This is a genomic window from Streptomyces misionensis, from assembly GCF_007896895.1.
Taxonomy (GTDB): domain Bacteria; phylum Actinomycetota; class Actinomycetes; order Streptomycetales; family Streptomycetaceae; genus Streptomyces; species Streptomyces misionensis_A.
This window is the reverse complement of sequence record NZ_VOGW01000188.1, coordinates 78,370-92,429: the sequence shown is the minus strand read 5'-3', so window position 1 is coordinate 92,429 and position 14,060 is coordinate 78,370. Positions and strand designations below refer to the sequence as shown.

The 14,060-nt window shown below is 71.8% G+C and carries 12 protein-coding genes; 1 reads left to right on the top strand and 11 read right to left on the bottom strand.

The window, feature by feature from the left end:
* The 4 genes from FRZ03_RS39590 to FRZ03_RS34065 form a co-directional block, all read right to left on the bottom strand.
* Positions 1 to 1,202, bottom strand: a 1,202-nt coding sequence (locus tag FRZ03_RS39590) for a sensor histidine kinase (RefSeq protein WP_186785777.1), incomplete at its 3' end; no start/stop codon positions are given.
* 361 nt (positions 1,203 to 1,563) lie between these two features.
* Complete coding sequence (locus tag FRZ03_RS34075; RefSeq protein ID WP_186785776.1) at positions 1,564 to 2,730, bottom strand: MBL fold metallo-hydrolase; 1,167 nt, start codon at positions 2,728 to 2,730, stop codon at positions 1,564 to 1,566.
* Between the two features lie 286 nt (positions 2,731 to 3,016).
* The gene (locus tag FRZ03_RS34070) at positions 3,017 to 3,802 is read right to left on the bottom strand and encodes an SGNH/GDSL hydrolase family protein (protein ID WP_146468961.1); all 786 of its coding nucleotides are present in this window, start codon (positions 3,800 to 3,802) and stop codon (positions 3,017 to 3,019) included.
* A 160-nt stretch (positions 3,803 to 3,962) separates the two neighbouring features.
* Positions 3,963 to 6,047: an alpha-galactosidase gene (locus FRZ03_RS34065; protein ID WP_146468926.1), complete on the bottom strand. Its 2,085-nt coding sequence runs from the start codon at positions 6,045 to 6,047 to the stop codon at positions 3,963 to 3,965.
* Between the two features lie 171 nt (positions 6,048 to 6,218).
* Between FRZ03_RS34065 and FRZ03_RS34060 the strand changes: the two genes are divergently transcribed.
* The gene (locus tag FRZ03_RS34060) at positions 6,219 to 7,016 is read left to right on the top strand and encodes a tyrosine-protein phosphatase (RefSeq protein ID WP_186785775.1); all 798 of its coding nucleotides are present in this window, start codon (positions 6,219 to 6,221) and stop codon (positions 7,014 to 7,016) included.
* Positions 7,017 to 7,054: 38 nt separating this feature from the next.
* On the opposite strand, the gene FRZ03_RS34055 is transcribed toward FRZ03_RS34060, so the two are convergent.
* The 7 genes from FRZ03_RS34055 to FRZ03_RS34025 all read right to left on the bottom strand — a co-directional run bounded on the left by FRZ03_RS34055 (position 7,055) and on the right by FRZ03_RS34025 (position 14,060).
* Entirely contained in the window at positions 7,055 to 7,177 is a 123-nt protein-coding gene (locus FRZ03_RS34055; RefSeq protein ID WP_070029575.1) for a DUF6126 family protein, read from the bottom strand.
* Positions 7,174 to 7,800, bottom strand: coding sequence for a helix-turn-helix domain-containing protein (locus FRZ03_RS34050; RefSeq protein ID WP_146468924.1), 627 nt, complete (start codon positions 7,798 to 7,800; stop codon positions 7,174 to 7,176). The genes FRZ03_RS34055 and FRZ03_RS34050 overlap by 4 nt, the downstream gene beginning before the upstream one ends.
* Positions 7,801 to 7,951: 151 nt before the next feature.
* Positions 7,952 to 9,337, bottom strand: coding sequence for an aspartate aminotransferase family protein (locus tag FRZ03_RS34045; RefSeq protein ID WP_146468923.1), 1,386 nt, complete (start codon positions 9,335 to 9,337; stop codon positions 7,952 to 7,954).
* Entirely contained in the window at positions 9,334 to 11,232 is a 1,899-nt protein-coding gene (gene dxs, locus FRZ03_RS34040; RefSeq protein WP_146468922.1) for a 1-deoxy-D-xylulose-5-phosphate synthase, read from the bottom strand. The genes FRZ03_RS34045 and dxs overlap by 4 nt, the downstream gene beginning before the upstream one ends.
* Before the next feature lie 38 nt (positions 11,233 to 11,270).
* On the bottom strand, positions 11,271 to 12,386 hold the full coding sequence (ispG, locus tag FRZ03_RS34035) for a flavodoxin-dependent (E)-4-hydroxy-3-methylbut-2-enyl-diphosphate synthase (protein ID WP_146468921.1): 1,116 nt from the start codon (positions 12,384 to 12,386) through the stop codon (positions 11,271 to 11,273).
* A gap of 4 nt (positions 12,387 to 12,390) precedes the next feature.
* Positions 12,391 to 13,413, bottom strand: coding sequence for an adenosyl-hopene transferase HpnH (gene hpnH, locus FRZ03_RS34030; protein WP_146468920.1), 1,023 nt, complete (start codon positions 13,411 to 13,413; stop codon positions 12,391 to 12,393).
* A 5-nt stretch (positions 13,414 to 13,418) separates the two neighbouring features.
* Entirely contained in the window at positions 13,419 to 14,060 is a 642-nt protein-coding gene (locus tag FRZ03_RS34025) for a phosphorylase family protein (protein WP_146468919.1), read from the bottom strand.

The window sequence follows — 14,060 nt, the reverse complement described above, 5'->3', positions numbered from 1 at the left end:
GCGCCGAGCAGCGCCCCGGGTACGACGAGGACGGCCTGGACCCCGCCGTAGATGTTGCCTTGCAGCCGTACGCCGATGCCGTGCCGGCGGGCCAGCTGGGAGACGACGTAGAGGCCGATGCGGCCGTCGGCCAGCAGGCTGGCGACGTTGACCTGGTCGGGGTCGGCGAGCAGGGCGTTCATGCGGTCCTGCGCGTCGACGGGCATGCCGAGCCCGCGGTCCTCGACCTCGACGGCGAGCCCGGAGGTGACGCGGCCCACGCGCAGCAGCACCTGGGTCTGCGGGGCGGAGAACACCGTGGCGTTCTCGATGAGTTCGGCGAGCAGGTGGATGACGTCGGCGACGGCGTGGCCGCGCAGTTCGCCGTCGATCGGGGGGACCAGCTTGACCCGGGAGTACTGCTCGACCTCGGCGATGGCGGAGCGCAGCACCTCGGTCATGTGCACCGGGTTGCTCCACTGGCGCCGGGAGACGGCGCCGCCGAGCACGGCGAGGTTCTCGGCGTGCCGCCGGATGCGGGTGGCCAGGTGGTCCACGTGGAAGAGGCCCTTGAGCAGCTCGGGGTCCTCGATCTCGTGTTCCAGCTCGTCCAGGAGGGAGATCTCGCGGTGCACGAGGGACTGGAGACGGCGCGCGAGGTTGACGAAGACTTCCAGTTTCTGCTCGTTGCCCGCGTGGCTGGAGAGCCGGGCGGCGCTCACGACGGCGGTGACGGCGGCGTCGTGCGCGCGGGCCAGGTCGGCGGCGAGCAGGTCGAAGCCGTCGGCAGCCGCGGGCGGCCCGCGGTGCGGTGCGGGCGGCGGCGGGGCCTGGCCCTGGCGCAGGGCGTCGACGAGTTCGCGCAGGTCGGCCTCGCGGCGGGCGGCGGTGCGGCGCAGTGTGCCGAGGCGGCCGGCGACGGAACGGGCGGCGCGGTCGGCGGCCACGGCGGCGACCAGGACGCCGGCGACGGCCACGGTGACCGCGCCGCCGAGCACGGCCCACAGGACGGGTCCGGTGCGTGCGCCGGTGGTGCGGACGGTGAACAGGACGGCGGCGGTGGCGCCGAGGGCGACCGCGAGCGGCGGCAGCACGGCGAGCCGCATGAGCTGCGGCCGTATGTGCGTCTCGGGCGGTGCGGGAGCGGGTCGGGCGACCGGTCGCCCGTGCCGGCCGCCCTCCCGGCGGTCGGCGCGGGGGGCCGGTGCGCGGAGGTGAGACATCTGCGTCCTCGTACGGGTCCGTCGGGCTTGGTTCGGATACTCACCGTAGTTGTCCGCACCTCATGTGCGGTGGGCAGTTGACAAAGTCACCCGCGGAGCGTCCCGCTCTGGTATGAGGGCCCGTACGAAAGACCGACGACCCGGCCGGACGCAGCTCAGCCGGGTCGAAAAGGATCGATAAAGTCCGATCAAAAGCGGTCGGAAGGGACCGGTGAGGGCCCGGAAGGCCTCCGTCCGGGCCGGACCTCTCCTCCCGCCCGGGTCACGGCAGTCGCCCCGCCTCGCGCCGGGCGGCCGGACACGCCCTCCCCCTCACGAATGTCACCGAGAGTATTCCTCTTGGCCTTTGCTCCGCTCGCCCTCAGCCGCGCTTGGGCGGCTCGGCGACGAGCGCGCCGGCCGGGCCCCAGGTCCGGCGGACCTCCCCGGACACGCCCCGCCACCAGGCCTCGGCCGGCAGCTTGCCGTCGGGCTCGAAGGGCTCGCCCGGCCGGGGCAGGGCCACCGCCTGGCCGATCTCCTCGGCCGCCTCCTTGGTCCACTCCCCCGGCTCCGCCCACGGGTGCGGGGCGAGGTTGAAGGTGCCCCAGTGGATGGGGAGGAGGACGCCGTGCGGGGCGCCGCCCTGGAGGTCCAGATGGGCGCGCATGCCCTCGTCGGGGCGCATGTGGATGTCGGGCCAGAACTCGCTGTACGCGCCGATCTGGATCATGGTGGCGTCGAACGGGCCGTGGGCGGCGCCGATGTCCTTGAACCCCTCGAAGTAGCCGGTGTCGCCGCTGTGGTAGATCCGGTGTTCCTCGCCCGCGACGGCCCAGGACGCCCACAGGGTGTGCTGGGTGTTGCGCAGGGCGCGGCCGCAGAAGTGGCGGGCCGGGGTGGCGGTGAGGGTGAGCCCGCCGACACGGGTGGACTCGTGCCAGTCCAGCTCGCGCAGCCGGTCCGGGGAGACACCCCAGTGTTCGAGGTGCGCGCCGACGCCGAGCGGCACGGCGAAGAGGGTGTCGGTGCCGGCCAGCGCCTTGATGGTGGGCAGGTCGAGGTGGTCGTAGTGGTCGTGCGAGATCACCACCACGTCCACCTCGCCGAGTGCGGCCAGCGGCAGCGGCACGGGGTGCAGCCGCTTGGGGCCGGCGAAGGGGAACGGGGAGCACCGCTCGCCCCACACCGGGTCGAACAGCACCCGGTGGCCGTCGATCTCGGCGAGCACGCTGGAGTGGCCCATCCAGGTCAGGCGCAGCCCGCCGGCCGACGGCTTGGCCAGGTCGGCGAAGGTCGTGGGGTGCACCGGGACGGTGCCTCCGGGGGCCCGCAGCGGCCGGGTCTCCTTGTCGAAGAAGACCTTCGCGAAGTCCAGCGCGGAGCCGGAGGGCCGGGTGCGCGCGGTGCCGCCGGGATTCTGGAAGACGCCGTCCTTGAAGTGCGGCGAGCGGCGGATACGGGCCAAGCGCTCACCGCCCGGGTCCGCGCCGAAGGCCGCCGGGCGCGGCACACGGAGCCCTGGGGCCGAGAAACGCTGACCGGTCACGGTACCTCCCGGTGGAGTGGTGGGTCCTCCATTATGGTCGGCCCGTCCGACAGCCCCCGCGGGGACCGCTGCGGGCACGGCCTGCACGGGGCCCCGGACACTGCCGGAACCCCTCACGGTGCGGCCGTCCTCGTGTCCGGACCCGGTGCGTGCCGGTCCGCGGAAGCGGGCCGGCGACGTGTCGGCACACGAACTCGGCGTGAACCGACGGAAGTTGACCACACGCCTCGGAACGACACCCGTGCCCCGCCGCGAGGAACCCGGGGCGGGGCGGTTCCGGGCGCGCTCACGCCACGGCGGCGATACGCATCCTGATGTCGGCCGGGGACAGGGTGCCCTTCGCCGTCACGTGGTCGCCGGAGGACTCGCCGCGCAGCCGGCGGCCGATCCAGGGGACGAGGTGCTCGCGGGCCCAGTGGACGTCGTCGCGGCGGACCTCCAGGGTGCCCCGGGACGGCAGCGGCGGCCACGGCTGCTCCGGGTCGGCGGGGATCTCCAGGCCGAGCACCTGGCCGGCGCGCAGCGCGACACGGGTGTGCCCCTCGGGCGAGAGGTGCAGCCGGTCGCTGTCCCATGCCCTGCGGTCCTGCACGGACTTCAGCGACCACAGGTCGAGCACGGGGCAGCCGTACCGGTCGGCGATGGCCCGGACGTGTCCGTTGTACGTGGCGATCTTGCCGCGCAGGTGCTTGAGCAGGGGGACGCCGCGGGTGTCGAAACCGGTCGTCACCATGACCGTGCCCGCGGCGCCGGCCAGCTGGGCCACGGCCCGCTCGAAGCGCTCGGCCACCTCGTCCGGGTCGGTGCCGGGACGGATGATGTCGTTGCCGCCCGCGCAGAAGGAGACCAGGTCCGGGGCGAGTTCGACGGCCTGCGGGACCTGGTCGGCGACGATCTGGTCCAGCAGCTTCCCGCGCACGGCGAGGTTGGTGTACCGGAAGTCGCCCTCGGCCCGCCGGTCGGCGAGCAGGACCGCGAAGCGGTCGGCCCAGCCCACGAACGACCCGTCGGGGCCGGGGTCGCCGACGCCCTCGGTGAAGCTGTCCCCCACCGCCACGTACGACCCGATCACTGATCTGTTGTCACTCTTCGAATCGTCTGCCACGTCGGACCATGATTCACCTTCGGATGTGACTTACGCGACCGTAGGCAGGGGTTGACGAACGGTGACATGAGCCACTCCGAAAAAGTCCGCGATCCAGGAATACGCCTGCCGCCAGGGCTGTTGCCGCTCAGATACGCCGCAGTCTCAGCACCGTCGCGTCCAGGTCGCCGGTCAGGCCGGTGCGCAGCCCGTGGTGCAGCAGCACCGCGCCCCGGTGCACCTCCCCGGTCTCCGGGCACGCGTACGACGCCGTCGCATCGAGGCCGCGCAGCCGCAGCGCCGGCGCGGGTTCGCCGTAGCGCTGCGCCTGGAGCCACGCGAGGACCACGGTCTCGTCCCCCAGGAGGTACTGCACCGCGCCGAGTCCGCCGGTGGGGGGCCGCAGCCGGTACAGGTCGCCGCGCTGGACCAGCGGGCGGATCTCCTTGTACAGCGCCACCCACCGCCGGGCCTCGGCCAGTTCCTCCTCGGTCCACCGGCCGAGGTCGCCGCCGATACCGAGGACGCCCGCCATGGCGCTGACGAACCGGAATCCCAGGCTGCTGACCCGCCCGTTGAGCTGGGTGTTGGGGCTGTCGGTGACCCAGGCGGCCATCACCCGGGCGGGATGGATCTGACTGAAGCCGTGCTGGATGGCGAGCCGGTCCAGCGGGTCGGTGTTGTCGGAGGTCCACACCTGGTCGGTGCGGCCCAGCACCCCGAGGTCGATCCGTCCGCCGCCGCCCGAGCAGGACTCGAAGGCGACGCCGGGATGGGCGGCGCGCAGCCGGTCGAGCAGGCCGTAGAAGGCGTGGACGTGGTCCGTCCACAGCCGCTGCGGATACGGCTCCCCGGGCCAGCCGGCGTCGGTGAAGCAGCGGTTGAAGTCCCATTTCACGAAGTCGATCGGGGCGCTGGAGAGCAGCGCGTCGAGCCGCTCGGCCACGTACTCCCGGACGTCCTCGCGGGCGAGGTTGAGGACCAGTTGGTTGCGGAACTGCGTCCGGGTGCGGCCCGGTTGGTACTGGACCCAGTCGGGGTGCGCCCGGTACAGCTCGCTGTCCGGGTTGACCATCTCGGGTTCGACCCAGATGCCGAACCCCATGCCGAGGTCGTGCACCTGTTCGGCGAGGGGCGCGAGGCCGTTCGGGAAGCGGTCGGGGTTGGGGGTCCAGTCGCCGAGCCCGGCGCGGTCGCTGGTGCGGGCGCCGAACCAGCCGTCGTCCACCACGAAGAGTTCCACGCCGATCGCGGCGGCCCGGCGGGCCAGGGCGGACTGCTGTTCCTCGCAGATGCCGAAGGTCGTCGCCTCCCAGGAGTTGAAGAGCACCGGCCGGTCCCGCCCGGCGTCCGGTACCACGTGCGCCCGCTGGTAGGCGTGCCAGGCGCGGCTCGCCCCGCCGAAGCCGCCGTCGCTGTACAGCCCCGCGAAGACCGGGGTGGTGTACGACTCCCCCGGCGCGAGCGGCAGCAGGCCCGAGTCGTCGTGTCCGGCGCCGCCGGTGATCTGCACGCGGGCGTCGGGGAGTTGGGCGACGGTGATGCGCCAGGAGCCGGACCAGCCGAGCGCGCAGCCGTAGACCTCGCCGTGTTCCTCGGTCGCGTCGGTGTCGAGCGCGACCCAGGGCAGGTGCTGGTGGCCGGTGTGGCCGCGGCGGCTGCCGATGACGTACTCGCCGTAGGTGAGGGGGGCGGTGGTGAGCCGGGACTCGGCGGCCCAGCGGCCGTGCAGCCGGGAGAGCCGCCAGCCCTCGCGGTCGGGCAGCGTCCAGGTGGCCGCGTCGGCGCGCAGCAGCTCCACCGGCTCCGGCCCCTCGTTGTCCAGGGTGACCCGGCGTTCCACGACGTCGCCGCGCATCCGGTAGTGCAGGGTGATCGCGAGCCCGTCGTCCGCGAACCGCAGCCTCAGCTCGTCCCCGTCCTCCTCGCCCGGGGTGTCGTACGACACGAAGCGCCACTCGGTGCCGCGCCGCGCGGCGGTGCGCACGGACAGGGCCGGGCGCACGAAGCGCGGTCCGCCCTCGACCGGGTACTCCTCGCGGCCGTCGAGCGGGGACTCGAAGGGCCGGTATCCGGGCAGCGGGCGCGCGGCGAGGGCCTCGGCGTCCGCGAGGGTGATCCGCGGCCCCCAGTGCAGGTGCACCAGTTCGTGGGCGGCGGTGAGGTGCAGGGCGTAGCCGCTGGTGGGGCCCGACAGCAGCCAGGTGCGGCCGTCTTCCGCGATGTCCGCCATCAAGACCTCACCGTCGCCAACGGAACCGGACAAGTACGCGCATCATGGACCCGTCCGTCCCGCCCGGCAATGCCCTGTGGACAACTCATTGCCCCGGGAAATCAATGCCGTATGGTCGTCGCAGCGCCCGCCGCGAGCCGTGACGGCGGGGACCGACCGGGAGGAGCCCCCGTGACGCAGCAGGTCCCGTCGACCGAGCCCGAGCTGGCCGGTGTGCGCAACTTCCGTGACGTCGGCGGGCTGCCGACCGTGGACGGACGCCGGGTGCGGCAGGGCGTGCTCTTCCGCAGCGGGCACCTGGCGCACGCCACCGCCGAGGACGCGGTCTTCCTCTCCTCGCTGGGCCTGCACACGATCTTCGACTTCCGCAACGCGGCCGACCAGAAGCTGGACGGCCCGGACATCGCGCTGCCCGGCGTGCGCCATGTGAACCTGCCGCTGAGCGACCCGGCGGACGGGGCGGAGTTCTGGAAGATGGTCCGCGACGGCGACCTCGACCAGCTGCGGGCGATCCTGGACGACGGCAAGGGCGTGGCCCGGATGGTGGCTTCGTACCGGTCGATCGTCAAGGAGCGCACCGGCGAGCACTCCCGGGTGCTGCACGCGATCGCCGAGGACAGCGTGCCCGCGCTGCTGCACTGCGCGGCCGGCAAGGACCGCGCGGGCGTCTCCATAGCGGTGACGCTGCTCGCCGTGGGCGTGGAGCGCGACGCGATCGTGGCCGACTACCTGGAGTCCAACGCCAAGCACCGGCGTTACCGGGTCCGCCGCAGCGGCAGCGCCGAGACCGCGTACACGCCCGAGGTGATGGAGCTTCTCAGCCCGCTCTTCGACGCCCGCGCCGAGTACCTCTCGGCCGCCTTCGACAGCATCGAGGAGACCTGGGGCGGCGTGGACGCCTATCTGGAGCGGGGCCTGCGGCTCTCCCCTCAGACCCGGGAGCGGCTGCGGGCGCGCCTGGTCGACTGACGCGCGCCCGGAGTTCCTCAGGGTCCGGACGAGTGGCGTCAGCCCTTGCCCCCGACCGCGAAGAGCAGGTAGAGGAACGCGGCCAGGACGTGCCCGAGGGCGATGTAGATGATCAGCCGGATCCACAGGGACCGGGGGAACTTGGTCTCGAGATCGCTCATGGCAGCTCTCCGTTCAGGTGCCCCAGGCACAAGGCGGTCGTGGGGCTCTGCAGCAGGGTGTGGACGAACAGCAGCTCCACGCCGTCCGGGTCCTCGGCGGCGAGGCGGTGCGGGGTGAGCGAGTCGAAGTGGGCGCTGTCGCCGGGGGCGAGCAGGTGCGTGGCGTCGCCGAGGCGCAGCCGCAGCCGCCCCTTGAGGACATAGAGCCATTCCTCGCCGGGGTGGACGCGCACGATGTCGCCCTGCGTGCCGTACGGTGCGTGCACCCGCAGGGCCTGCATGCCGCGGCCGGGGGCTCCGGCCTGGAAGTAGGTCCAGCCGGCGGCACGCGTCGGGTCCATGTCGGCGGCCCGGACGATCGCGTTCTGGTCGGCGACCCGCTCGCCGAGAAGTTCGGAGACCGTCGTACCGTAGATGCGGGCGAGCGCGAGCAGCATCGGCAGCGAGGGCTGTCGCTGCCCGGTCTCCAGCCGGGACAGATGCGCCGGCGAGAGTCCGGCGTCCCGGGCCGCGGCCTCCAGGGTGAGACCGGCTCGACGGCGCAGTGCGCGCAGTTGCGGCGCGACGGCGGGCAGCTCATCGCCCTGGCCCGCCGCCGACGACGCGGCATCTGAGGCGTTCATGCCTCTATTCAGCCCCGTTCTTGCCTGCGGGGCAAATTTTTTGCCTAGGAGGCAAAAGACTCAGGGGGCCGGCCGGCCGCCACCGGAAACCCTCTCGGAGCGGCCGGGTTCCTCCCCTTCTTCCTGCTTCCGCCGGGCTGCGGCCGAGCGGTCAGCGGTTGGCGACGGCCTGCTTGATCAAGGTCTTGCCGAAGTCCCACATCAGGCCACCGCCGCTGTGGGCGTCGTCCATGACGGCGGTGAAGGCGTCGACGAACCGGTCCACGTCGGCCTCGTCCAGGACCAGCGGCGGGATCAGCTTGATCACTTCGAGGTGGTCGCCGGAGACCTGGGTGAGGATCCGGTGCCGCTGGAGCAACGGCACGACGACCATCTGCGCGAACAGGCCCTTGCGGGCGGCCTGGAGCATGGCCCAGCGGCTGCGCAGCTTCAGGGAGGACGGCCTGCCGAACTCGATGCCGATCATCAGGCCCCGGCCGCGGACGTCGGCGAGCAGCTCGTACTTGTCGATCAGTTCGGTGAGCCGGGACTTGAGCAGCTCGCCCGTGGTGCGCACGTTGGCGACGATCTGCTCGCGCTCCATCACCGACAGCACGGCGAGCCCGCACGCCATCGCCTGCGCGTTGGAGCCGAAGCTCGCCGAGTGGACCAGGACGCGGTCCATGGAGGAGTAGACCTTCTTGAAGATCCAGTCCTTGCCGAGGGTGGCACCGACCGGCACATAGCCGCCGGAGAGCGCCTTGGCGACGCACACCAGGTCCGGCTCCACGCCGTCCTCGTGCTGGTAGGCGTAGAAGTCGCCGGTACGGCCGAGACCGGTCTGCACCTCGTCCGCGATGAGCAGCGCCTTGTGCTTGTGCAACAGCTCCTGCGCCGCGCGCAGATAGCCGGGCGGGGCCTCGTGCACGCCCTTGCCCTGGATCGGCTCCACGATCAGCGCGGCCACGTCGCCCTTCTTCAACTCCCGCGCGAGGGCGTCGAGATCGCCGAGGGGCACGGCGGTGTCGGGCAGCAGCGGGGCGAAGCCGTCACGGAAGCCCGTCTCGCCGTTGACGGACAGCGAGCCGGTGGTCAGCCCGTGGAAGGCGTGCTCGCAGTACAGGACGCGCGGCCTGCCGGTGGCGTAGCGGGCGAACTTCAGGGCCGTCTCGACCGCCTCGGTGCCGCTGTTGCCGAAGAACACCCGGTCCAGGTGCGGGGTGTGGGCGAGCAGCCGCTCGGCGAGCAGTCCGGGCAGCGGCTGGCAGTCGAACCGGGTGAGGTCGGCGAGGTCCAGGTCGAGGACGTCGTGCAGGGCCTTGCGGACCACCGGGTGGTGCCGGCCGAGGCCCATCACCCCGAACCCGGCGAGCATGTCCAGGTAGTCGTTGCCCTCGGCGTCGAAGAAGTGGGCGCCCTCGGCGCGCTCGTAGACCTTGTCGAAGCCGATGGTGTGCAGCATGCGCGGCAGCTGCGGGTTGAGGTACCGGCTGTGCAGCTCGTACCGCTCGGCTCCGCGCTCGGCGAGCAGGGCGCCGAGGTCGAACTCCGTGGTCATTCACTCTCCTTGACGGTGCCGTCGATGTCCTTGACGGCCAGGCTCGCTGAAATGCGTCCGGCGATCTCCACCGGGGTGAGGCCGATGTCGGCCAGTACCTCGCTGCGCTTGGCGTGCGCCAGGAACTGGTCCGGGATGCCGAACTGCCGTACCGGCACGTCCACTCCGGCATCCGCGAGGGCCTGTGCCACGGCCGAGCCGACGCCGGAGGCGCGGCTGTTGTCCTCCACCACGGCCACCAGGCGGTGCTCGGCGGCGAGTCGGGGAAGTTCGGGGTCGACGGGCTTGACCCACCTCGGGTCGACCACCGTGCTCGCCGTGCCGCCCGACGCGAGGAGTTCCGCGGCCCCGAGGCACACCTGCGCCATCACACCGACGGCGACCAGCAGCACCTTAGGCCGCTCGCCGCGGTGCAGCACGTCCATGTCGCCGACCCGGTCGAGGGCCGGGAGGTCCGGGCCGACGGACTCCTTGGGGAAGCGCAGCACGGTGGGCGCGTCGTCCACCGCGACCGCCTCGCGCAACTGGGCGCGCAGCTGGGTGGCGTCCCGCGGCGCGGCGATCCGCAGGCCCGGCACCACCTGGAGGATCGACATGTCCCACATGCCGTTGTGGGAGGCGCCGTCGGGCCCGGTGACGCCGGCCCGGTCGAGCACGAAGGTGACCCCGCAGCGGTGCAGGGCGACGTCCATCAGCAGCTGGTCGAAGGCTCGGTTGAGGAAGGTGGCGTAGAGGGCCACGACGGGGTGCAGCCCGGCGGTGGCCAGCCCGGCGGCGGAGGCCACCGCGTGCTGTTCGGCGATGCCCACGTCCCACACCCGGTCCGGGAAGCGCTCGGCGAAGGCGCCGAGGCCGACCGGGTGCAGCATGGCGGCGGTGATCGCGACCAGGTCCTCCCGCTCCTCGCCGAGCCGGACGATCTCCTCGCCGAACACCGAGGTCCAGGACGTCCCGCCGGGGGTGCCGAGCGGCTCGCAGGTCAGCGGGTCCATCACGCCGATGGCGTGGAAGCGGTCCAACTCGTCGGCGAGCGCGGGCTCGTAGCCGCGGCCCTTCTCGGTCAGGCAGTGCACCAGCACGGGGCCGTGGAAGCGTTTGGCGCGGCGCAGCGCGGACTCGACGGCCCCGATGTCGTGCCCGTCGACCGGGCCGACGTACTTCAGGCCCAGGTCCTCGAAGAGGCCCTGGGGGGCGAAGGCGTCCTTGAAGCCCTTCTTCGCGCCGTGCAGGGACTCGTAGAGGGTGCCCCCGACGACCGGGGTCCGCTGGAGCATCTCCTTGCCCCAGGCCAGCACCTTCTCGTAGCCGTCGGTGGTGCGCAGGGTGGCCAGGTGGTCGGCGAGCCCGCCGATGGTGGGCGCGTAGGAGCGCGCGTTGTCGTTGACGACGATGATCAGCGGGCGGTCCGGGGCGTCCGCGATGTTGTTCAGCGCCTCCCAGGCCATGCCGCCGGTCAGCGCGCCGTCGCCGACGACCGCGACCACATGGCCCCGCTCCCCCTTCACCTGGCGGGCCTTGGCGAGGCCGTCGGCCCAGCCGAGCGCGGCGGAGGCGTGGCTGCTCTCGATGACGTCGTGCTCGGACTCCTCGCGCGAGGGGTAGCCGGAGAGGCCGCCCTTGCCGCGCAGCTTGGAGAAGTCCTGACGTCCCGTCAGAAGTTTGTGGACATAGGTCTGGTGGCCGGTGTCCCACAGGATCCGGTCGACCGGCGACTCGAACACCCGGTGCAGCGCGATGGTGAGTTCCACCACCCCCAGGTTGGGCCCGAGATGACCGCCGGTCCGTGCCACCGCGTGCACCAGGAACTCGCGTATCTCCTCGGCCAGTACGCCGAGTTCCTCCCCGGACAGCGCCCTCAGGTCCCGCGGTTGCCGGATCGTCTCCAGAATCGTCACGTTCGTGGCCCCCTCTTGCTCCGTGCTTGTGCGTGGCCTCACTTCATCTGCTCGGCGAGCCGCTGTGCCTCCTCGATCAGGGTCTCGACGATCTTGGACTCGGGCACGGTCCTGACGACCTCGCCCTTGACGAAAATCTGGCCCTTTCCGTTGCCTGAGGCAACTCCCAGGTCTGCTTCACGGGCCTCGCCGGGTCCATTGACCACACAGCCCATCACCGCCACCCGCAGCGGCACGTCGAGACCGTCCAGACCGGCCGTGACCTCGTCGGCGAGCCGGTAGACGTCCACCTGGGCCCGGCCGCAGGACGGGCAGGAGACGATCTCCAGGCCGCGCCGGCGCAGGTTCAGGGACTCCAGGATCTGGATGCCGACCTTGACCTCCTCCACCGGGGGCGCGCTCAGCGAGACGCGGATGGTGTCGCCGATGCCCTCCGCGAGCAACGCCCCGAACGCCACAGCCGACTTGATGGTGCCCTGGAAGGCGGGGCCGGCCTCGGTGACACCGAGGTGAAGGGGGTAGTCGCACTGCTCGGCGAGCCGGCGGTAGGCCTCGATCATCACGACCGGGTCGTTGTGCTTGACGGAGATCTTGATGTCGCGGAAGTCGTGCTCCTCGAAGAGGGACGCCTCCCACAGCGCCGACTCGACCAGCGCCTCCGGCGTGGCCTTGCCGTACTTCCGGAGCAGTCGCTTGTCCAGGGAGCCCGCGTTCACACCGATACGGATCGGGGTGCCGTGGTCCTTGGCGGCCTGGGCGATCTCCTTGACCTGGTCGTCGAACTTCTTGATGTTGCCGGGGTTGACGCGGACCGCGGCGCAGCCGGCCTCGATGGCGGCGAACACGTACTTCGGCTGGAAGTGGATGTCCGCGATCACCGGGATCTGCGACTTGCGCGCGATGACCGCCAGGGCGTCCGCGTCGTCCTGGGTGGGGCAGGCGACGCGGACGATCTGGCAGCCGGACGCGGTCAGCTCGGCGATCTGCTGGAGGGTGGCGCCGACGTCGGACGTACGGGTCGTCGTCATCGACTGCACCGACACCGGGGCTCCGCCCCCGACCGCCACCGGCCCGACCTGGATCTGCCGCGACTGCCGCCGCGGGGCCAGGGGCCGGGCCGGTACCTCGGGGACTCCCAAGGGAACGGCGGTCACCGGGTCACTCCCGGTTTCCGGAGACCGTCTCGCGCATGGCCCGCAGCGACTCCTTCAGGGAGCCCATGGTGGCGAGCACGGCCGTGGGCTCGTAGCCGCAGTGCGCCATGCAGTTGGCGCAGCGCGGGTCCTTGCCGCGGCCGTACTTGTCCCAGTCGGTGTCCTCGACCAGTTCGCGGTAGGTCGGCACGTACCCGTCGCTCATCAGGTAGCAGGGGCGCTGCCAGCCGAAGAGCGAGTAGTTCGGGATCGCCCACGCGGTGCACGGGAAGTCGACCTTGCCCTCCAGGAAGTCCAGGAAGAGCGGGGAGTGGTTGAGCCGCCACTTCCTGCGGTTGCCACCCGAGAACGCCTTCTTGAACAGCTCGCGGGTCTGCTCGACCCCGAGGAAGTGCTCCTGGTCCGGGGCCTTCTCGTAGGCGTAGGCGGGCGAGATCATCATCTCGTCCACCTTGAGGTCGTCGTTGAGGTAGTCGAGCACCTCCACGACGGTCTGCGGGGTGTCGGTGTTGAAGAAGGTGGAGTTGGTGGTCACCCGGAAGCCGCGCCGCTTGGCCTCCTTGATGGCGGCCACGGCCTCGTCGAACACGCCCTCCTTCGCCACGGACTCGTCGTGCCGCTCGCGCAGCCCGTCGATGTGCACCGCGAAGGCGAAGTACGGCGAGGGCTTGAACTTGTCCATCTTCTTGCGCAGCAGCATGGCGTTGGTGCACAGGAAGACGTACTTCCGCTTGGCCACCAACTGCCGCACGATCTCATCGATCTGAGGGTGCATCAAGGGTTCGCCACCGGCGATGGAGACCATCGGCGCACCCGATTCCAGCACCGCGCCCACCGCCTGGGCGACCGGCATGCGCTGCTTGAGCACGCCGGCGGGGTGCTGGATCTTGCCGCAGCCCTCGCACTTCAGGTTGCAGGCGAAGAGCGGTTCCAGCTCGACAATGAGCGGAAACTTGTCCCGCTTGCGGAGCTTCTGTTCAGCCAGGTATGTAGCGACCTTGATGGACTGGCGCAACGGCATGGCCATCTGGCTCACCTCCGGGGGAGCAGCAAAGAACGGTGCCATTCGAAAAATGCGGGAAGTACGGACCGAAGAACGCGGAAGGCTGATATTCCACCGCGGACCGTGCCGATCCGGACGAGTTCGTGTTCGGGAGCGTCCACGACCACCCGGACCGCCGCGACCGGGCGCTCGCCCGCGCGCACGGCGCTGAGCAGCGTGGCCGCGGATTCCATGTCGACCGCGATCGCGCCGGTCGCGCGCAGGGCGGACCGTTCGGGACCGCGGACGACATGGTCGGAGCCGGTGAGCGGGCCGGTGTGCACCGTGCGGCCGGGCAGCAGCCGCGCGAGCTCCTTGACCAGCAGTTCGGTGCCGGCGCACGGGACGGTCCCGTGCGGGTCCCGGGTCTCCTCGGCGACCACCAGGTCACCGGGGTGCATACCGGGGGCCAGCCCGGCGCAGAAACCGGTGGCCACCACGGCGGCACCGGCGAGCGCGGGCTGGGACAGCTGCCGGGTGAGGGACCGCTGAGCCGCCCGCGGCCCCATCCCGGTGCGCACGAACGTGACCGGCCCGCCGGCCCCAGTGCGATCGCCCGAGCGCAGGGCGAGGTGCTCGATGCCGAGCGCGCAGGCGATCAGCAGCGGAGCCGGAGCGGGCTGGACGTTCAC